Raw genomic sequence first — 21,788 nt, forward strand, 5'->3', positions numbered from 1 at the left:
AAAGAATTTAACAATTATTATAAACATTAATAATATGTAAGGTATAAAAAATAAAGAACAAAAAATTAAATAAGTAAAGGAGAATTGTTAATGAAGGTTCTAACAGTGGTAGGTGCAAGACCTCAATTTATCAAGGCTTGTATGTTATCAAGGCTATTTAATAATGGCTCAGAGATAGAGGAGATATTAGTACACACAGGTCAACACTATGATTCTAATATGTCTGATGTTTTCTTTAAACAATTACAAATTCCTAAACCGAATTATCATCTTGGAGTAGGTTCTGATTCTCATGGGAGACAGACTGGTAAAATGCTTATAGAAATTGAAAATATTATTCTAGCTGAAAATCCTGATATTGTTCTTGTGTATGGGGATACAAATTCTACACTCGCAGGAAGTTTAGTAGCTTCAAAATTGCATGTTCCTATTGCCCATGTAGAAGCTGGCCTGCGAAGTTTTAATAAAAAAATGCCTGAGGAAGTAAATCGTTTGTTAACAGATCACCTTTCTACTTGGCTGTTCTGTCCCACAGCAGATTCTATAAAAAATTTAAAATGTGAAGGTATAGAAAAAGGTGTATATCTCACAGGCGATATTATGTATGATGCTACATTACATTATAGAAATATTGCCATTAAGCATTCAGATATTCTTTCACAATTAAAAGTTAGTCCAAGAGATTATTATCTTGCTACTATTCATAGGGCTGAGAATACAGATAACCCTAATAAATTAAAAGGACTACTTACGGCGTTAGGAGAGCTGGATAAAAGTGTAGTACTTCCCTTACATCCTCGAACTAAGAATAAAATTGAATTTTATAATTTACAGAAACTACTTTCTTCCTCTAACATTAGAGTGGTTGAACCTCTAGATTATTTTGACATGCTAGCTTTAGAAAGCGCGGCGAAAATTATTTTAACAGATTCAGGTGGTGTTCAAAAAGAAGCATATATGCTTGAAGTCCCTTGTATTACACTTAGGGATGAAACCGAATGGACAGAAACTGTGCAAGCTGGTTGGAATACCCTAACTAATAGTTTAGATTATAAAACTATCTTGAAAGCTGTGTCAGATATAAAAATACCTAATAATCATCCTTTGCTTTTTGGGGATGGAGCAACTGCTAATAAAATATACAATATTTTATTGGCCTATAAACCCTGAAATGAAAATATATATATAGCTTTAAAATAAAAAATTTTCTCTTTAAAAAAATTTTTAAAGAGAAAATTCTTACTCAAATATCAAACTTATTTATACTTCCTACTAATAACGAATTATAAATTTTTAATAAATCTTTCTCCATTTCGTCCCAACTGTAAAGTCTTTCCATGACTTTTCTTGCATTAATACTCATTGTTTTTAGTTTTTTTCTATTTTTGTTTAAATAAAGAAAGGCTTCCGCATAATCCTCAGCAGTAGCTTTAGCTTTATTAATTACAAGTCCACAGTTGTGTGTTTTTATAAAATTCTCCATTTCATGACATTTGTTAACCACGACTGGTATACCGTTATTTAAATAACTAAAAAATTTATTGGGTAGAGCATACGAGCGATTTAAGGAATTTTGTAAGTCATCAAAGTCAATCCAACCTATATCTACATCTTTCATGTAATTTGAAATAGCATGATAATCAACCCATCCTGTTAATTCAATCTTTTCTTCTAAGTGGTCCGGGATGGATAGTTTGTGGCCGTGTAAGACACCTCCTATTATTTTAAAATTGAAATCAATTTTCTTTGAACAAAGTTCTGTTAATTTAAATATCTTATCTCTACTCCCTTTTCTATTATCTGCAATATGTCCTTCATAACAAACTGTTAATCTAGACTGATCGTAGTTTCTTTGTACATAATTTTGTGTTAATGGTGGAGAATTATAAATTATTTCTGTAGGAAGGAGGGGGTTTTTTGCAATATACCAAGATTTTATAGAATGAGAAACTGTGATAAGTTGATCGATTTCTTCAATCATAGTCTCTAAAAGCTTTAGCATCTCTGCTTTATTTGTTGGTGTTAAAATTCTATTGTCTAAAGGATCAGGAATAAGGTCATGGCTATCAAAAATTAATTTTATATTTTTATTCCCCTTGTTATTCAGCATTCTTTTAATTCCGATTCCTGCGTACAAAGATGCTAATTCATGAGCATGATAAATATCTGCATTTTCTTCAATTCCAAGCTTGGTAAGTGGATTGTTAAATAACGAATCATTATTTTTCACAAGATTTTTATTCATTTCTGAAGCAGATGGTTTAAAAGTTTCCAAATTGTAAGTTACAATTTTAATCCCTTCATGTTTAAAGATTGTTGCCGAAAATTTTTTATCAAAAGGTTTTTTATCGACATCAAATAAAGTTCCTTTAACTCTAGGAACAATCATAGTGACGTCATAACCATTTCTCTGTAAAGATTTAGCTTCCTTTTTGAAAATTCTTGAGTCTAAAAAAGAGTGGGTATGAACCAGCATACATATTTTTTTTCTCATTTTGCACCTCCATTTAAATTGTATACCTTTAATTGGGAATTGCCTTTTGACTTTCAATATATAAAATTTTAGCCTCCTTGATAAGGCGATTTTTCTAATCCATCGTATAAAGGATTATTAACCCATGAATCTGTGTATTTTTTCCACTTTGTAGAATAATCTAATAGTTGTTTGTTGTTAGTAATCTCATAAAAATAATTTAACTTATCAATGTGTATAAAATGATATACATTATGCCATTTTGAACCAAACTGTTTAAATGTAGTAGGAATTCCAATTGCATCTAAAGGCTCCCATGGAAGCTTGACTTTTATATCATTCAAACCTTTTTGAAGGGATAATTCTTTGATAAAGTGATATGAAGCACTTTTTTGTGGTTCTATAATTTTAGTGGGAAAATATTGTGGTTGGGCAATAAATATTTGGATTTTAGCTGTGTGAGGACTAAATAATTTAATGGAAAGTTCATTTTCTTTCGGATATGAAAACCTACTCAATAATACTTTTAGTAAAGCTGTGTTTTTTCTAGTTAATATTTTCCCATTTTTTTGAAGTACAGAAGAACCTTCAATAAAATTCGCATATCTTCTCTTAGAATCAATTTTTAGTTCATAACTATCCTCATCAGGGACAATGAGGTTTACTCTTTGTAATTCAAACTGGGTAGAAGGGGAGAATAGTTTAACTGTTGTCATTCCATTTAATGTATATCTTGAATTTGAAAAATATGGAGCGTCATATAGAGGGAGTAATTTGCTTAGAGTTAATAGATTATCCGTCCAAAAATTCTCTGCTTCTGCATCTTGTAATATATCTGCATAATTTTTAATTGCAGATATTGTGGAAAGCCATCCATTTAATACATACCCATTTGGAGACATGGGATATTCTTGAATACTGGGACCTTTTGAAGAGTTATGAAATACGCCTCCTAATGAGACCGGTATTTTTAAACTTGCATATACTTTTTTTGCAGCATCTTTATAAATTGATATATTAGTTAATTTATAGACTTGGGCAAAAATTTCTGCATAATAACTTTGCGTTAAACCTGAATAGTATTCCTTGCTTGTAGAATTAAAAAGGCTATCCTTTTTATACCAAAATACAAGAGCATTTCTAAATGTCTCCATTCTATGAATAGCAGCATTTGCTACTTTAATAGCAGCATCTTGATACTTCATTTCTTTTGTTTTTCTGTATTGAAATAAGTAATCCCTTATTACATAAACACCATAAATTGGGTGACAATGAGTTTCATTCCCTATTTCCTTTCCAGGATATCCATCTTCCAAAAATTTAATTTTATATCTGTCTCTACTTACAGCTGACAAACGAGGTGTGAATTCTGGCATTTTATCGGTCATTTTACTCCTCCTAAAAGAAAAACAAAATTTCATTTCATTTCATCATACTTACCTTAACTGTTACTGTAGAAAAACATATTTTTTTAAGTCAATAAAAGGGGGGCATGGGGCATCTGGGGCATCGAAAAGCTAAGCATCAAAGTAATTTATAATAACTCACACACAATTAAAGATTTATATTGATCCTAGTTTGTATGTATGATGAATAGTTGCATTAGTTGTTATATTCATGAATACGAATCTTTCACTTTATTTTCCTTGCAGCTATTCCAATGAATACCCCATAATCATCTATATTTTTGGTTACTACGGACCCTGCTCCTACTATGCTTTCAGAACCGATTACTATATTGGGTAAAAGTGAAGCATTATTTCCTATTTTAGCTCCCTTCTTTATATAGGGTCCTTTTAATTTATAATCTTTTTTGCCCATATATTTATCATTAGACATGGAAACGCATGGACCGATAAAAACATCATCTTCTAGAACTGTATCACCTGTGATATAAGAAAGGGTTTGAATAGTGCAACGCTTCCCAATAATTGAGTTAAGTTCTACAATTGCTGCTCTTCCTATAATTGTTCCCTCATTAATGGAGACATTTTCCCTTATACTTGCATGATCACCAATAAATACATCTTTGGAAATAATACTACCGAGATATATAGAAACCAAATTTCCAACCTTTACATTATTACCAATAACTAACTTCTTATGGCTATCAGTAACTTTACGCATTTTATGATTACTCTTTGCTTGTATTCCTAATACGCTATTTGCTCCAACTTCTACATTGTTTCCTATTTTTGTACCTTCCAATATAACTGTATTGTGACCAATGATTACATTTTCACCAATTTCTACATTGTTCTCTATCACAACGTTATTTCCTATTTTTATACTTTTAGGTATATGGGACATCTAAGAACCTCCTTGAGTTTTTATGAAATAAAATCTTCAATTCTATTCACAAGCTGTTGCGCTCTAATTTGAAGTGAATGATTTTGATTTATAAATTGGCATCCCTGTTCAGCAATTCGCTCTCGATCCTTTGCATTAGTTAAATAGTATGCCGCTCTATCTTTAAAATTATATTTGTTAATCTCGACGAAATGAATTCCAGGGATAAAACCAAGGTCTTCTAACTCCTTAAAAGTGGGAGCAAGAAGTAGGGATTTGCAGGCCAATGCTTGAAAATATTTCTTTACAGGATATTCAAGCACTGAGGGACAAGTAAAGAAAATTTTTGATTTATTAATTTCTCTTGCATATTTTTCTCCAATATATAGTTGTTGTTCTTCTTCTTCACTAAATTCTCGGTAACCAGGATGACTATGATAGATAAAGTCATTGCTTTTTTCATAATACCTAAGGATTTCTTGCCTCAATGGATAGAAGTCATTAACTGCTCCCATCATTAATAGATTTATCGTTTTTATACAACCATAGTCCTTATACACTTCTGTATTCACAAAATGGGGGAACCATTCCATTTTGTTGGTATATTCTGAATAAATTTCACGGGATTTTTTTCGTGTCACTGAAAAAAGGTAAGAAATATTACTTTTTCTTATAAAATGTCTTCTTTTTTCTTTAAATCTGTGGACATCATTAATTATTAATCCAGTAGGTATATTAACAGAAGAAAGTCCTTTAATAATTGGAAACATCTCATTACTCAAGTCATTTAACAATAGAATAAAATCAGGTGTAACGTTCATTTTTTTTAATATATCACTTATCCTTCCTGAATTTCTGTGTAAGGTTAAATTAGTGATTTTTTTTAATTCATTTTCTAAAAAATAATAGTTTTTATCTAATAAACCAGAAGTCTTAGGAGTTATAAATAATAAATTTATCAACTTTATCTTTCCTCCTGTTTTTCCATTCTCATTATTTATAAATAGGCTTTTTTAATAAATAGTAAATGGGGTTTAAGTGTTTAGTATAAAAGTCCAATCCTCTTTTCCTAGCTTGCATAAAATATGTTAGCAAGTTATGTAGAGTGGAGGATTTTTCATGAAAGTTGGTGTAATTGGGACGGGAAGTATGGGCGAAAAACATGTTCGAGCATACTCTGCACTATCGAACTATTGTCATCTAATGGGTATTTACGATAATAACAAGACCAGAGCCAAAGAAATTTCTAATAAATATGAGGTAACCCTGTTTGAATCAATTACAGAATTGTTGAAGGTAGTGGATATAGTCAGTATAGTTGTACCGACAGAATATCATTATGAAATTGGTTTATTATGTATTAAGTATAACGTTCATATGCTTATAGAAAAGCCCATCACAAATAACGTCAATGAAGCAAATGAATTAATTCAAAAAGCAAAAGAAAAAGGGTTAAAAATTCAAGTAGGACATATTGAATTATATAATCCTTTAATTAATATACTCAAACATATGTTGGTTAATGAGAAAGTTATTGCATTTGATGTTCATCGGATGAGCCCATATGATCAAAGATTGGAGACCGTAGATGTTGTGCAAGATTTAATGATTCATGATATTTACATTCTAAAGGAATTAGCAACCTCTGAAATTTCAAATTTATGTGCTTTAGGACAAATAATAAATAATACTCCAAAACATGCATCTGCAATTATCAAGTTTAGGGATGGAAGTGTAGCTCATCTTACAGCAAGTTTTAAATCAGTAAAAAAGATTCGAACTATTCGTGTGTTTACAGAGAAAAGTATTATCAGTGCGAACTTATTAAATGGACATATTGAAGTAATAAAAACTGTTGAGGGTTATAAAGATTTTCAAAATAATAATGCGGATATACAAAGAACAGAAACTATTGAAGTACCCTATATTGATTCATTAAAATTACAATTAGGGGATTTCATTAATTCGGTAAAGAATGATACTCCTCTCACAGTAAAAGGGGAAGATGGAGTAAATGCATTAGCTATATGTAATAGAATAAGCTCCTATATAAAGGAATCAGAAAAATCCTTGAAAAATAAAAATTCTAAGCAATAGTTAATTTAAAGTACTATTTTTTATTTACAATAAAACGTTATCAATAAAAAAATAGTACTTTATAGAATGTTTTTAATTTTAATTAATGGCCCATTAAACAATCTATTTTAGTCTCTTAGTATATCAATAGTAATATTATTAATCCTTTATTATTTTAAGTGATGAAGTAAATTCTGAAGTCCTTAGTTGTTATTTTACCTCCATCTTTTTGTACTAAGCCTTCTAACTAAAGCTATAAAGTGATAACAAAGGAGCTAAGTTGACCTTTGTGTCTAGCGTATGCAAGCTACCATTTTTCTTGCTTTTCTGTGAAAATTTATTAATTACAGTTCTTGTTATCAAAAAAACTTCTTAGAACGACATGTAAATGAACAGATAAAGATAATATAGGTATATATTTAATGGTTCTCCAGTAAAGAATGTGAACATAAGAAGAGAGTATATGAAAAGATGGACAATGTTTAGAAGATTGATTAGATTGAAGGTAAAGTTGAATATCAGAATCATTTATCTTAAAGGAGAATGGGGCTCAATTCTTACAAAATGACTGTAAATCCCTCCTATATGAATTATAATTTCATGTAGGAGGGATTTGCAGTCGCTGATTACATACATGCCGCTATCTAATTGAAAAGTAAAAAAAGCTAACTAAATTTGTTAGCTTTTTTACTCATGTTTAAGATTGTGATTTTTTAACATTTTCCTCTAGATTATAAAACATCAAGTTGTACTAGCAACACTAAAAGTATTTGTAACAAGATTTCAATACTTAATATAAATTCTGTGTCTGTAATTAGTATTGTAACATCCTTAGAGTTATCGATAGTAATCTCTTTATTATTTATTTGCTCTATATTAGATCTTTTACTGTCCCTGTTTCCTCTAGAGTAGTCGTTAACATTTATATCATCAAATATGGAGTTAATAACGAATGAAATTACTAATTGCAAGCTTAGGTGGAGTGAAGTAGCAGTTTGGGTCTCTGTTAATTGAATTTTAACTCTGTAGGAATCTTTTATCCAGATTGAAGTTATATTTGTACTTATCTCAAATAATTGATCTAATATTTCTTGAACCACACTTCTTTGTTGAGGTGTTTTTTGAATCTGATTTTCTAGTTGAGGATCAATGGGTATTGGCCAAGGAAATCTTTGTTTTCTGATAAGAGTAAAATTGACTACTGCAGTCTCTCCTGATGTTAGGTTGACAACCTTCGATTCTGAAAGGTAATTATTAGAACTGGCCTTCACAGTAAATACACCTGCTGGTAAGTTAAATATTGTGTAGTTACCTTTAGCATCAGTTAGAGCACTAGCAATAAGATCCCCTTGATCATTAAACACTTCAATAAGAATATTAGCTAGCGGTATTCCAAGTTTTTTATCCAGAACAGTTCCAATAATACTAATTAGGTTTGGAGTTAAATATACATTAACTTCTGTAGTTTTATTTGCTACTATAGTTATTTGTTGAGTCTGTGGTATGAAGCCTTTAGAGGATACACGGAGTGTATAAGTGCCTGGCGGCAATCCTCTAATAGTAAAATTACCCAAACTGTCTGTACGATCAGTTGCAACTACATCTCCTTGACCGTTTAAAACTTCGACTAGAGCTCCTTGTATTGATTGCTCGGTTTCTTTATTAATTACTCTTCCAAAAATACTGCCAACATTTGATGTAGGGGTTAGTAAAATTGAGACTGGAGTCATATCTCCCGCCATTACAACTACTTGCTTAATAGATGGAGCAAATCCTTCAGCAGATACACGAAGTGCGTAATCGCCTGGTAACAACCCTCTAATGGTAAAGTTCCCATCTTTATCGGTACGGATGGCGGCAATCACTTTTCCTTGAGTATTCAAAACTTCCACTAAGGCTCCTTGTATTGGTTGCTGAGTCTCCGAGTTGGTTACTTGGCCGGTGATTGTTCCAAACTGATTAACGCGGACAAGTTGGAAATTCACAGGAACAAATACAAATTCACCTTCTCTAATAAGAGCTGTTTGCTGCTGATCTACATAATTAGTAGCACTAGCAAATACTGTATAAGTGTCTGACGGTAACCCTTGAACCACATACTGGCCATTTTCGTTTGTAAATACGAAAGTAACAAGTTGACCTTGGCTATTTACAATATCAATACGGGCATTTGAAATAGGTGTATTTGTTGAAGCGTCTACGACTTGACCTGCAATCGTACCTAAAACTGGAGAAGGACGTGTTAAAGAGAAATCTTTTTCGACTTTTTGATTAGGCGCAAATTCAACCTGTTCAGTTATAGAAGTATATCCGGATGCTGATGCAATAACTGTTAATAAGCCTTGAGGTAATCCTTCAATAATATATTGACCGTTTTGATTCGTTAATCCAAATGCAATTGGTACTCCAGAAGTATCAAATACTTCAACAAGTGCCCCGACAATAGGTGATCCTGTCTCGGCGTCTATAACTCTTCCACTCAATGTTGCTGGGTTTCCTAATAATGAGAAATTTACAATTCCTACTTGATTTGGTACAAGGGTGACACCTTGTGTTTGTGCTTCAAAATTCACGTTGAGTGCAACTACTTGATAGAATCCAGGTGAAAGATTTGGAATGAAATAATTACCGTTAATATCCGTTTGTGTTGTCGCAATGACTACTCCTAAGTTATTAATAACGCGAATTCTAGTATTAGTTAAATCTTCCCCTGTAGCGTTATTTGTTACATTTCCTTGAATTATTGCCGATTGCTGCAGAAGCTGGAAGTTAAATGTGAGTGTTTGGCCAGCAACTACAACTCCACTTAGACCTTGTGCTCCAAAACCCGATGCAGTAGCCACTGCAGAAACTTCACCTTCAGTAATACCTTGGATCACAAATTGACCTAACGAGTTAGTAAGTGCGGTCACCACTAAAGGACCAGAAGCACTTTGATAGCGAATCGTTACTGAGGCCCCAGCGATAGGTGTGCTCGCTTGGGCATTTATAACAGTTCCTGAAATCGTTGCAAATAATGAATCCAATTGAACATCTAGTATAGTCGTCTCATTTGCAATGATTGTAGAACCAGCAGCTAAACGTTCAAATCCAGGAGCACTAAATACGACTCGATAATTTCCTGGAGTAAGTCCCGAGATAGCATATTGACCAAAATTGTTTGTTATTACTGTACTAACAAGGCCGCTTGTGATGTCAAATACTTGAACTGTTGCTCTTATAATAGGCTGCCCATTTTCACCAGCGACGGAACCTGTTAAAGAACCAGGTGATGGATTTAAGGACAACGTAGTAGTACTTGTAATATTTGGATTTAAAATAATTCCTTTAGAGTCAGCTCCAAATCCTACTGCGTTAGCTGTAAGAACTACAGATCCTGGAGGAAGGTTCTGAATAGTAAAGAAACCATCTTCGCTGGTGGTTGTCACGGCAATAACTTCCCCATCATTGGAAGTAGCAGTAACAGATGCTCCTTGTATTCCTTCACCTGTAACTGAGTTAATTACTCGACCAGTAACTCTAGCTGGACTTGATTGCAATAAAAGGGTAGTAAACACGTTTCTATCAGCTTCTACATTAATTCCAACTGTACCATTAATGAAACCGGAAGCAGAAGCAACGATAATATAGTCTCCAGGTTCAACATTTAAGAAGGAGAAAGTTCCATCAGAACTTGCAGTTGTTGTGAAAATTAGAATACCATTTTGATTAAGCAATGAAACTGAAACATTAGATCCAATAATAGGTTGTGACAAATTATCTAAAATAACGCCACTTATTGAACCTGTGAGGCCTGTTAATACAAAATCTGTAATAGTTGTTGTATTAGATTGTACCAGGGCTCCTGCCGTTTTTGTTTCAAGTCCTGGCAAATTCACTGTTACAGCGTATGAGCCTGGAACTAAGCTATTAACCTGGTAATGGCCTCCTTGATCAGTTACAGTTGATCCTATAATAATACCTGTAGATCCTAAAATTCGGACGGTAATGACGGCACCAGCTAAAGGATTTCCATTTATATTTGTGACTGTACCTGTTATTGATCCAGGGTTTGAAAGTAAAGTGAAATTAACATCTTGTCGAGATTCCCCTTGATTTAAGGTAATAGTGGACAACTGTGATTGGAATAGTTGAGCAGAAATAATAATTGTAAACGTTCCTGCTGGAATATTGCTAATTGCATACCGTCCATCGGGTCCCGTTACACCAAACCCAATAATAGTCTCATTTTGATCTAAGATGCGAACAGAAGCATCATTAATTGGTGTGCCTTCAGTGGTTGTAACAATACCTGAAATAGAGGAAGGATTTGGTTGTAAAAATAGATTTGTAGTAGTTGTTTGATCTGAAATAACGGTGCTTCCAGATGAAGCACTTGCAAAATTAAATTCCGAGCTTACGATTGTATAGTTCCCTGGCTGCAATCCAACAAATTGATAGTTTCCTTGTTGATCAGCTACTGTGGTTGCAATAGGGGTTAAACTTTGATTTGGAAAAAGTTGAGCAATTGCACCAGGAATGGATTGATTTGTAACAGCATTGCGTATAGTGCCGTTAATGTTCCCTGGTTTTGATACTAGTACAAGGTTCACAGTAGCTACCTCGTCAGGCTCAACGTTAAAATTAGTGAATGCATTTTGGAAGTTTTGTTGGCTTGCTGTAATTTTATAAGTTCCTGGTGTAAAGCCTCTAATAAAGTAGTTTCCGTTATTATCTGTTTGGACTCGACGTACTAGCGAACCTTGTTCATCGAATAACTGTACTAGAGCGTTAGTAAGACTAATACCTGCTTCATCGGTAATTTTACCTCGAACGGACCCTGGAAGAGCCTTGAGTGTAAGGTTCACAGTTTCAACCTCTCCTGAATCAAGCAGTATTGAAATGGTTTCAGAACCAAATGTAGGAGGTCCACTAATAATAACTGTATATGAACCAGGCGCGATACCTGTTAGCTGATAAAACCCATTTTGATCAGTTACCGTAGTAGCAACAATTGGACCTGCAGGACTTAAAGCGCGTATCACAACACTGACACCCGAAATTGGTTGGCTGCTTTCTACGGAAGTTACCGTTCCTTGGATTATTCCAGGATTTGGTGAAAGATTTGCTGAAATGACTGTATCTTCTCCAGCATTAATCATAAATTCTCTAAACTCACTTCCAAAATCAACAGCATTTATAACAGCTGTATACTGTCCAGGAGAAAGGTTTGACACAGTAAAAGCCCCTTGAGCATCTGTTACAACGGAAGTGACAAAAGAACGGTTTTGATCAAAAATTTGAATAATAGCACCTGGAATTGGTACTGTAGTTGATTCATTTGTGACTTGCCCTAATAGGCGTCCAGGGTTAGGTGACAATGATAAAAGTGTTGTAGTTGTATCCCCAGCAACTAAAGTAACTCCGATAGAGGAAGTTCCAAATTTTTGATTTTGAGCTGTGACAATAAATGAGCCAGCTGGTAAGTTCGAAATTAAAAAGCTTCCATTTTCTCCGCTTATGGCAGTTCCTATAACCACACCATTTGAACGTATAATCACAATCAGGGATCCAGCTATTCCTTCTCTATTTTCTGCATTAACGACTTTACCTGTTAATGTTGCCGGTAGAGCCCCCAATCTAATTGTAGTTAATGTTTGTTCATTGGCACGGACAATAGCAGACACAGTATTAGAAGCAAACCCAGGGGCCGTTACATTTACTAAATAGGTTCCCGGTGATAAGTCAAGGGCATTAAATGTTCCATCAGAATTAGAAAGAATTGTTCGGATCAATACTAAATTTTCGTTATAGATTTTTACTTGAATGCTTTCTCCTGTAACTGGTATTCCTTGTTCACTTAATATCTGACCCTGGATGGTTCCTACTAGAGGTGAAAGAGCAGTATTTAGGACTGTTGTTATATTAGTAGTGATTTGTGCTCCTAACACAAAGTTGCCAAATCCATTTTCAAAAAAGGAAACGTTATACTCCCCTGGAGCAAGGTTTTGAATCATATAACGGCCGTCTACATTGGTAAAGGCGGTAGCTACTACTAATCCTAGAATATTTCGGATAGTAACTGTTACGCCAGGTAGAGGGGTTCCAGTTGACGAATCAGTGACAATTCCAGTTAGTGTGCCTGAATTAGCTAAAAGAATAAAATTAACTCCTGTTTGAATCTCCCCTGCAATCAACGTTAAACCGCTTGTAGTAGTTGAAAATCCAGTTTTTGTAGCAATAATTCCATACGTTCCAGGTGGCAATCCGCCTACTGCATAAGCTCCATCTAAACCCGAAACACCTGTGCCCAAGACTGTTTCATTTTCATCTACGACTCTTATTGTCGCGTTCGATAGAGAATTACCATTTTGATCCGTAACTGTTCCCGAAACTGAGGCCGGATTAGGCTGTAACGAGATATTTGCTGTTGTTTGAACGTTTGGCAAGACTGTTGCACCAAGTACGCCGCGCGTAAAACTTGTGGAGTTAGCTGTCACAATATAGTCACCAGGTTCAAGACCATTAAAGCGATACACACCGTTTTCATCCGCTACGGTATTTGCTACTGGTATTAAACTCTGAGAAAGGAATAATTGAACAGTAGCACCAGCGAGAGGGAGTCCTGTTTGTGCATTTGTAATAATACCATTTATTGAGCCAGGATTTAGCTCTAACGGTACATTAATTATATTTGTTTGCCCCGCAGCTACCATAAATCCTATTGTTTGTCTTTGAAAGGATGAGTTAATAACAATCATTGTATACGTTCCTGGCTCGAGATTTTGCACTCTATATTGGCCATTAGGATCAGTCTGCATAACCGCTACAATAACTCCGTTGTTATTAATCACACGAACAAACGTATTTGGTAAAGGCGCACCTGATGCTGCATTTATTACTACTCCCTGAACAGCACCCGGATTAGGCGTTAATGCAAGCTTAACGGTTGATGAAGAGTTAGTAATTACCTCAACTGATGCTGCGCTAGTTCCGAAATTAGGAAGTGTTGCAATTACAGTATAAGTGCCAGGAGCAAGGTTAGGGATTGTAAATACTCCATTTCCATCTGTTGCTGAATTAGCGACCACTGGTCCTGCTGGAGAGAATTGTCGTACAACGACACCTACTCCACCGAGTGGCTGGCCGTTTTGTTGATTGAGGACTGTTCCCAATATGGTTCCAGGGTTAGGTGTTAAACTGAAGTTTAAAATGATTTCTTGGTTAACGATAACGACTGCTTCTTGGGCAAGTGTTCCAAAACCTTGATTAGATACAAGAACTCTGTAAGTTCCAGGTGTAATATTTTCTAAAAGATACTGGCCATTTTGATCTGTTACGAGTGTAGCTACAAGAGCTCTTGTGAAATCAAATACTTGGACAGTAGCCCCTGCAAGTGTTTCGCTGGTTTGGATGTTCCGGATGGTACCTGTTAAACTGCCTACTTCTGGAGTTAAGAAAAGTGTCACATTATTAGTAGAACCAGGGCCAAGTTGGACAGATGTAGAAGCAGAGCCTAAACCAGGCTGCGTTGCGGTAGCTGTAATTACTGCTGTATTTGGAGGGAGGTTCCGGATGATGAATTGGCCGTTAATATCACTTACAGCATTACCAAGAATAAGACCGTTAAGATCTGTTATAGTTACAATTACACCAGACAAAGATGCCCCAGTTTGTTTGTTAATAATTTGCCCCGTAACGGTTGCAGGATTGGGAGTGAGTGGCACGATAATATTTGTAGTTTGTTCAACTGCTACACTGGCACTGGCAATGGCTGTGGCAAAATTTAGGGCTGTTACTTGAATTAAATACGTTCCAGGAATTAAATCAATAACATTAAAAGTCCCATCTGCATTCGCAAGAAGTGTTTTTAGTAAAATACCGCTTATATCAAATACTTGAATCTGAGTATTTGAACCCGTAATAGCGTTGCCTCTTAAATCCGTTATAGTTCCACTTACTGTTCCTGTTAGAGGAGGAAGGCTTAGATTTGCAGTAGCCGTTTGATTTGCTTGAACAATTGCTCCTATCGTCACTGTTCCAAAACCTGTACTTGATCCAACCACAGAATAGGTTCCAGGAGAAAGGCCAGCAATAAAGTAATTTCCATCTGTGTCAGTAGTATCAGTTGAGACTACGATATTTGTTCCACCAATCGTACGTACTATAGCAATTGCTCCGATGATTGGTTCCCCTGTCACACTATTAATTATTTTTCCAGAAAGATTTCCAGAAAGAGGATTAAGTTGTATGTTTACATTTGATAATATCTGTCCAGCTGTTACTGTTGCTGCCGTAAGTTGAGTTGCGAAACCTGAGGATGAGGCAATGATTGTTAGTGTACCTTCAGGTAGATTTGAAATAGCATAATTTCCATTCTGATCAGTAATACCGGTTCCTAAGACTGTTTCATTTTGATCCAGAATTTGAATAGATACATTAGAAATTGGTGCACCTTCGGGAGTTGAGACTGTTCCTGAAACTGTAGCAGGATTTGGGAACAATTGAATATTTGCGATTGTTGACTCATTTGAAAGAATTAAAGCCCCAGTGCCGCGTCTAGCAAAATTCGTAGCTGCAGCTACAACTTCGTACTCGCCCGGAGCTACCCCTGCGATTGTATATAAACCAGCTTGGTCGGTTACTGCTTGCGCAATAGGTGTTAGGCTCTGGGACGGAAAGACAAGAATAGATGCATTGGAAATTGGTCTACCTGTAAATGAGTCGGTAACACTTCCTGTCAATGTACCAGGGTTTGGTTGAAGAATAACGTTAACAGTGGTAATTTGATCAGAGAAAATTTGAAATCCTACAGTCTTTCCTTGAAAAATAGACTTTGTAACTACTAACGTATAAAAACCCAGTGTGAGACCTGTGATATTAAAGGAACCAGCTTCGTTTGTTATTACCTCATTAACAATTGTTCCATCTTTTCGAATCACTTGTACTCTGGACTCTGGAATTGGCGATCCAGTGCCCGCAGCCGTTATTGTACCTTGAATAGTTCCTGGGTTAGGTGCAAGCCCAATATTCACTGTTGAAGATGTATTAGGAACGACAACAGTTGTAGCTGATGTAGTGCCTAAACTAGTTGCTTCGGCAATTATTGTATAGGTTCCAGGTGGTAAATTAATTGTTGAAAATTGTCCTTGAGTATTAGTTGTTGTATTTGTCACTATAGGTCCAGCTGGTGAGAATTGGCGAACTGTAATGATGGCACCTTGAACTAGGGCACCTGTTTGCTCATTAGTAATAATACCTGTAATTGTGCCTGGAAGAGGAGTAAGAGACACATCAGTAGATACTGTTTCGCCTGGTGTAAGAGTTAACGTTTGTGTCTCTGTTGCGAAGTTTGGTGTCGATATTATAATAGTAACTTCCCCTGATGGTAGGTTGGTAAGTTGAAAGTTTCCATTAAGGTCTGTTACAGTATTTGCCGCGACCTGCCCATTTACTACTGCTGTAACTGAAACACCTTTAAGTGACGTACTTGTTTGCTGGTTTGATACCTGCCCTGTTACTGTAGCAGGATTTGGTGTTAATAGAATGGTAACATTGGCAGTTTGATTAGCTACAACTACGGTAGAAACAGTGTTCACTCCAAAGTTAGGAGCTTCTGCACTGATGAAATAAGTTCCTGGTGCTAAATTTGAAATGGTAAATGTACCGTTAGGTAACGCTGTTATTGATTGTATCAGGAGTTGATTCTCGTCAAATAAACGGACAAAGATATTCGATCCTGTAATCGGATTTCCACTCGTATCGCTTACCAAACCTGAAATATTTCCTGTATCTAAAATAAGGGTGAAATCTGCATTTGTTGTTTGGTTACTAAATACTGTAACTACTTTTGTTTGTAGTCCAAATCCTAGTTGGTTAATTGTGACAGAGTAAGATCCTGGACTAAGATTTGAAACCACATAGTTCCCTTGTTGGTCTGTATTTGCGACTTGCACCGCTATTCCACCAACAGTTTGAAGACTACGAACTGTTACAGTGGCTCCAATAACAGGATTACCAGTAGCGCCACTGACAACTTGCCCCGTAATGTTACCTGGGTTTGCTTCAAGAGGAATATTTACACCTGTTAAAAATTGTTCCGGTCCAACGGTAATTCCCTGGTTACTTGTTCCAAATCCAGGTGCTGATGCCACAAGGATATACGTTCCAGGCGCAATATTACTAATTGTATAAGCACCACTGATATCCGTTGCTCCAATTCCAACAACATTCTGGTTTCTGTCAAGTAAGCGTAATGTAGCATTGGAGAGGGGATTTCCTGAAAAATCAGTAGCTTGCCCAGAAATAGACCCAGATAGAGGAGCTAATGATATTGTAATATTTGTAGTATCTCCAGGTGTTATTGTAGCTCCTACGACTACAGAACCAAAGTTTGTAGCTCTGGCTAACACGTTATATTCTCCAGGTTCTAGACCTCTTACAATGAAACTTCCATTTTGATTGGTAATTGCATTCTCAATAGGAATAAGATTTCCTGTAGAGAATAGTTGTACAACTGCTCCAGACAAAGCCACACCTGTTTGTAAATCACTTACTGTTCCAGTAAGTATTCCAGGGTTAGGGGCTAATGAAATATTTTGAGTAATGGTCTGATTCGGTCCAATTGAGAAGCCAACTGTTTCTCCTTGAAATTCAGGATTTGTAGCTATAAGGCTATATGTTCCAGGCGCTAATCCTTGCGCTTGGAAATTTCCGCTAATGTCCGTCTGGGTAACAGCAATCGTAATCCCATTCACATCAACTACTCGTATAAGTGTATTTACTATAGGTTGCCCCGTTTGCCCACTCGTAACGGCCCCTTTAATGATTCCCGGATTTGGAGGTAAATTTACTAAGACAGTGGATACCTGATCTGACTGCACTAAGGTTGATGAGGCCTGCGATCCAAAGTTTGGTTCAGAGACAACAATAGTATAAGCGCCTGGCGTGAGGTTAAGGACAGTGAATTGACCTCGAGAATCAGTTGTAGTGGTAGCTATAATAGGACCTACCGGAGAGAATTGGCGTACTGCAATACTTGCCCCTGAAATAGGCGAACCAGTTTGCTCATTATAGATTACCCCTGTAATTGTTCCAGGATTAGGCACAAGTGTGAAATTTAACTCCGTTACAGCCTCTGGATTTACTTGAGTGTCTCCTAATACTGAACCAAAATTTTGTATAGTTGCAATCACCCGATATGAACCTGGTGATAACGTCTGAATTTGATAAAATCCATTCTGATCTGTTTGTACGGTAGCAACAAGAGCTCTTGTTGAATCGGAAATTTGTAAAGTAGTTCCAGGTATTACTTGCCCTGTTCTTTGATTGATAACTGTTCCCTGAAGGATTCCGGGATTTGGCGTTAAAGTAAGTGTCGTTGCTCCTTCTCCTCCTGGTGTAAGGATGACGGCTTTTGAATCACTTCCAAAGGTTTGGGCTACTGCTGAAATAATTAAAGTATTGGGGGGCAAATTATTAATTGTGAAATTGCCATCTAAGCCACTTGTTCCAGATCCAACAACGATTCCATTAGAGTCCGTTACTGTTAAAATTGCACCGTTGATTGACAAGCCTGTAGCAACATTAAGGACTTGCCCCGTAATAGATGCTGGGTTAGGTGTTAGTAAAATATTTAACTCATTTGTTTGATCGGAAACAATCACTATACTAGTCGTTTGAGCTGCAAAATTAGGGGCTGTCACTAATAAGTTATAGCTGCCTGGAGGTAAATCTAGTACTGCAAATGTCCCATCCGACTGGGCAAGTAATGTCTTTAATAAAGTCCCTCCCTGATCAAATACCTCAATTTGCGTGTCTATTCCCAAAATAGGACTACCCTGTAAGTCTGTAATGACACCTGTGATTGCCCCCACATTTGGTATTAGAGCAACATCGGCATTAGTTGTGATATCGCTTTGGACAATTGCTCCAACGTTTGAAATACCAAATCCATTTGCAGTTGCCAATACGGTATATATTCCAGGAGCTACACCGGTAATAAAATACGTACCGTTTTCATCAGTAATATCAAATCCGACAATTAAGCCAATCCCTCCACTAGTACGAAGCAGAACAATCGAACCTACTATAGGATCTCCCGTTTGTCCGTTAGTAATTTGGCCTGTTATAATTCCTGGATTTCCAGTGAGTCCAAGGCTTACATTTTCTAAGCCACCAGCGCCAAGAGTGACTCCACTAACTTGACTTGAAAAGGTGGGAGCAGTGACAATAATAGTTTGAGAACCAGGTGGTAAATTACTGATTACGTAATTTCCATTTTGATCCGTCAAGGCTGTTCCTAATACTGTTTCATTTTGGTCAATGACTCTTACAGTGGCATTTTCAATGGGATTTCCCTGTGAATCCGTTATTGTTCCACTAATAGTGGCAGGGTTCAATGATAGTTGAAGGTCTGCCCTCGTCGTTTGATCAGCGGACACAATTGCTCCCACGGCAGCACGCGTATAGTCACGTGCAGTGGCAACTACGATATATTCACCTGGTGCAAGACCAGGAATTTGATACGTACCATTCTGATCGGTAACTGCATTGGCAATAGGAATAAGACTTTGAGCAGGAAAAACCTGAACTGTAGCTCCGTCTAATGGTAATGCCGTTTGATTATCGGTAACTCTTCCACTGATAAAACCAGGATTTGGTTGGAGGGCTACATTAACTTCATTAATATCTCCTGATGCAATGATAAATCCTACACTTTCCCTCTGGAAATTAGGTGAGACAGCAATCAATAAATATTCTCCCGGTGATAACCCTTCTACTCTATAGGCTCCTGTCGTATCAGTTTGAACCTCCTGTATAATCACCCTGTTATTATCTAAAACTCGTACAAATGCATTAGTTAAAGGTTCACCTGTTTGCTCATTGCTAATTATTCCTTGAACAATACCAGGATTGGGAACTAAAGAAATAGAAACTGCTGAAGCAGCATCTGACTCCACAAAAACGGAAGCAGCTTGACTTCCAAAATCAGGATCGAGAGCAACTACCGCGTATGATCCGGGTGCTAGGTTATTTATAACAAATTGCCCGTTTTGATCTGTTGACAGGGACGCAATAATTGGTCCAGTAGGTGAAAACTGGCGAATAATGATAGAGACGCCTAAAAGTGCTTCCCCTGTTTGACGGTTGGTAATTGTTCCTTGAATTGTACCTGGGTCAGGTGGCAAGAAGAAGTTTAAAACTGTTTCTTGATTTACACTTATAGTTACCTCTTGAACAATAGCACCATAACCCTTAGCTGTTGCAATCAAACGATATAAACCTGGCAAAAGATTAGGAACTTCATAGAATCCAAACGTATCAGTCACAACTGTAGCGATTATCCCTCTTGTAAAATCAAAGACTTCAAGGGTTACTCCGGCAATAGGTTGTTCTGTCTGCTCGTTAAATACGGTTCCTCTTAATACTCCTACAGAAGGTAATAAACCAATATTTGTTTCGATTGATTGACCGGGAGTAAGGATAATAGATTGAGAACTGCTGCCATAATTATTAGCTGTAATTGAAACAACAAGCGTTTGAGGTGGTAAATTATTCACAACAAATGAACCATTTTGATCCGTAACTGTGCCTCCAACAACAATTCCATTCGGCAAAGTAACTGTTACTATGGCTCCGCCGACAGGCTCTCCTGTAGTTTGGTTAATAATTTGCCCAAATGTTGAAGCTGGATTTGGTTGTAAAACGGCAGTGACATCTGTAGTTTGTTCAGAAACTATATTTGCACTTAATGTATTAGTTGCAAAGTTAGGTGCAGTAACCGTCAATCCATACGACCCTGGTGTCAGATCTAATATTGTAAATGAACCGGTACTATTCGCTGTTAGAGATTTAAGAAGTGTTCCATTTTGATCAAATACTTGAATTTGAATATTGTTACCCGTAATTGGATTGCCTTGTGGATCAACCACTGTACCGGTAATGGAACCAGTAAGTGGAGTTAATAAAACATTTGCAGTAGCTACAGTATCGCTAATAATTATTACTCCCACTGTGTTTGTTCCAAAGCCTGGCTCAGTAGCCGTTACTAGATAGGATCCAGGTGAAAGATTATCTAACCGATAGTTTCCTTGCAAATCCGTCGTTGTGTTAGCAACGATAATAGAGGTAGCACCTGCACGACGAATGATAACGTTAGCACCCGCAATTTCTTCACCTGTCTGCTCATTAACAATTATTCCATCAAGGGATCCTGGATTTGGTGTAAGTTGTGAGCTAAAATTCGTTATTAGTTCACCTGGACCAAGAGTAATGCCAATTAATTGATTACTGAATCCATCAGCAGAGATAATACCATTTTGGAATCCTGGAGGGATGTTGCCAATTGTAAAAATACCATTTTGATCAGTAATACCGGTCCCAAGTAAATTTTCACTTTGATCAACAATTCGGATTATAGCTCCAGGGATAGGGGTTCCGTCAGTTGTATTAATAGTCCCGCTTATTGTTGCCGGATTAGGCAGGAGAAGAAGGTTTGCGACTGCTGTTTCATTTGAAAATATGGTGGCCCCTACCACTGCTCTTGCGTAATTTTGGGCATTAGCAACGACAGTGTACTCTCCTGGTTCCAAGCCAAGTACGTTGTAAGAACCACTTTGGTCTGTCACTGCACTTGCAATTGGAATCAAACTTTGTGAAGGGAAAACTTGCACTGCTGCCCCTGCTAAAGTAGTACCAGATTGACTATCAAAAATTGTCCCTGTAATAAATCCAGGATTTGGTTCTAAGGCAGTGTTAAGCGTATATAAATCCCCTGCTCCTACCCTAAAGCCAAATGTTTGACTTTGAAAAACAGTATTTAAAAATACAATTGTATATGTGCCAGGTTTTAATCCTTGAAGGCTATAGTTTCCATTAATATCTGTTTGAATCACTGCTACTAAAGCTCCGTTATTATCAATAACACGAACTTGTGTATCCACAAGCGGTGTACCGGTTTGGATGGAAG

General features: G+C 36.3%; 7 protein-coding genes. 2 read left to right on the forward strand and 5 right to left on the reverse strand.

Annotation, left to right across the window (positions count from 1 at the left end; all coding sequences use genetic code 11):
- The first annotated feature begins 90 nt into the window (after positions 1–90).
- Positions 91–1,170, forward strand: coding sequence for a non-hydrolyzing UDP-N-acetylglucosamine 2-epimerase (wecB, locus tag ACFX40_RS25610; protein ID WP_377257088.1), 1,080 nt, complete (start codon positions 91–93; stop codon positions 1,168–1,170).
- A 73-nt stretch (positions 1,171–1,243) separates the two neighbouring features.
- On the opposite strand, the gene ACFX40_RS25615 is transcribed toward wecB, so the two are convergent.
- The 4 genes from ACFX40_RS25615 to ACFX40_RS25630 all read right to left on the reverse strand — a co-directional run bounded on the left by ACFX40_RS25615 (position 1,244) and on the right by ACFX40_RS25630 (position 5,724).
- Complete coding sequence (locus tag ACFX40_RS25615) at positions 1,244–2,494, reverse strand: glycosyltransferase (RefSeq protein WP_377257091.1); 1,251 nt, start codon at positions 2,492–2,494, stop codon at positions 1,244–1,246.
- Between the two features lie 68 nt (positions 2,495–2,562).
- Positions 2,563–3,861 carry a D-glucuronyl C5-epimerase family protein gene (locus tag ACFX40_RS25620; protein WP_377257094.1) on the reverse strand — a complete coding sequence of 433 codons (1,299 nt, stop codon included), beginning with the start codon at positions 3,859–3,861 and terminating at the stop codon, positions 2,563–2,565.
- Between the two features lie 244 nt (positions 3,862–4,105).
- Positions 4,106–4,783, reverse strand: coding sequence for a DapH/DapD/GlmU-related protein (locus ACFX40_RS25625; protein WP_377257097.1), 678 nt, complete (start codon positions 4,781–4,783; stop codon positions 4,106–4,108).
- Between the two features lie 20 nt (positions 4,784–4,803).
- The gene (locus tag ACFX40_RS25630; protein ID WP_377257101.1) at positions 4,804–5,724 is read right to left on the reverse strand and encodes a glycosyltransferase family protein; all 921 of its coding nucleotides are present in this window, start codon (positions 5,722–5,724) and stop codon (positions 4,804–4,806) included.
- Between the two features lie 157 nt (positions 5,725–5,881).
- On the opposite strand from ACFX40_RS25630, the gene ACFX40_RS25635 reads away from it, so the two are divergent.
- On the forward strand, positions 5,882–6,859 hold the full coding sequence (locus ACFX40_RS25635) for a Gfo/Idh/MocA family protein (protein ID WP_377257104.1): 978 nt from the start codon (positions 5,882–5,884) through the stop codon (positions 6,857–6,859).
- Positions 6,860–7,569: 710 nt separating this feature from the next.
- Here ACFX40_RS25635 and ACFX40_RS25640 read toward each other — a convergent pair.
- Positions 7,570–21,762: a carboxypeptidase regulatory-like domain-containing protein gene (locus ACFX40_RS25640; protein ID WP_377257107.1), complete on the reverse strand. Its 14,193-nt coding sequence runs from the start codon at positions 21,760–21,762 to the stop codon at positions 7,570–7,572.
- Positions 21,763–21,788 lie beyond the last annotated feature (26 nt).

Origin of the sequence: Priestia sp. YIM B13552 (genome assembly GCF_042787775.1) — a bacterium.
GTDB lineage: Bacteria > Bacillota > Bacilli > Bacillales > Bacillaceae_H > Priestia > Priestia megaterium_E.

Bases quoted from the DNA above. Each gene is read 5' to 3' on its own strand.
- wecB (WP_377257088.1), top strand. From the start codon at position 91: ATGAAGGTTCTAACAGTGGTAGGTGCAAGACCTCAATTTATCAAGGCT.
- ACFX40_RS25615 (WP_377257091.1), bottom strand. From the start codon at position 2,494: ATGAGAAAAAAAATATGTATGCTGGTTCATACCCACTCTTTTTTAGAC.
- ACFX40_RS25620 (WP_377257094.1), bottom strand. From the start codon at position 3,861: ATGACCGATAAAATGCCAGAATTCACACCTCGTTTGTCAGCTGTAAGT.
- ACFX40_RS25625 (WP_377257097.1), bottom strand. From the start codon at position 4,783: ATGTCCCATATACCTAAAAGTATAAAAATAGGAAATAACGTTGTGATA.
- ACFX40_RS25635 (WP_377257104.1), top strand. From the start codon at position 5,882: ATGAAAGTTGGTGTAATTGGGACGGGAAGTATGGGCGAAAAACATGTT.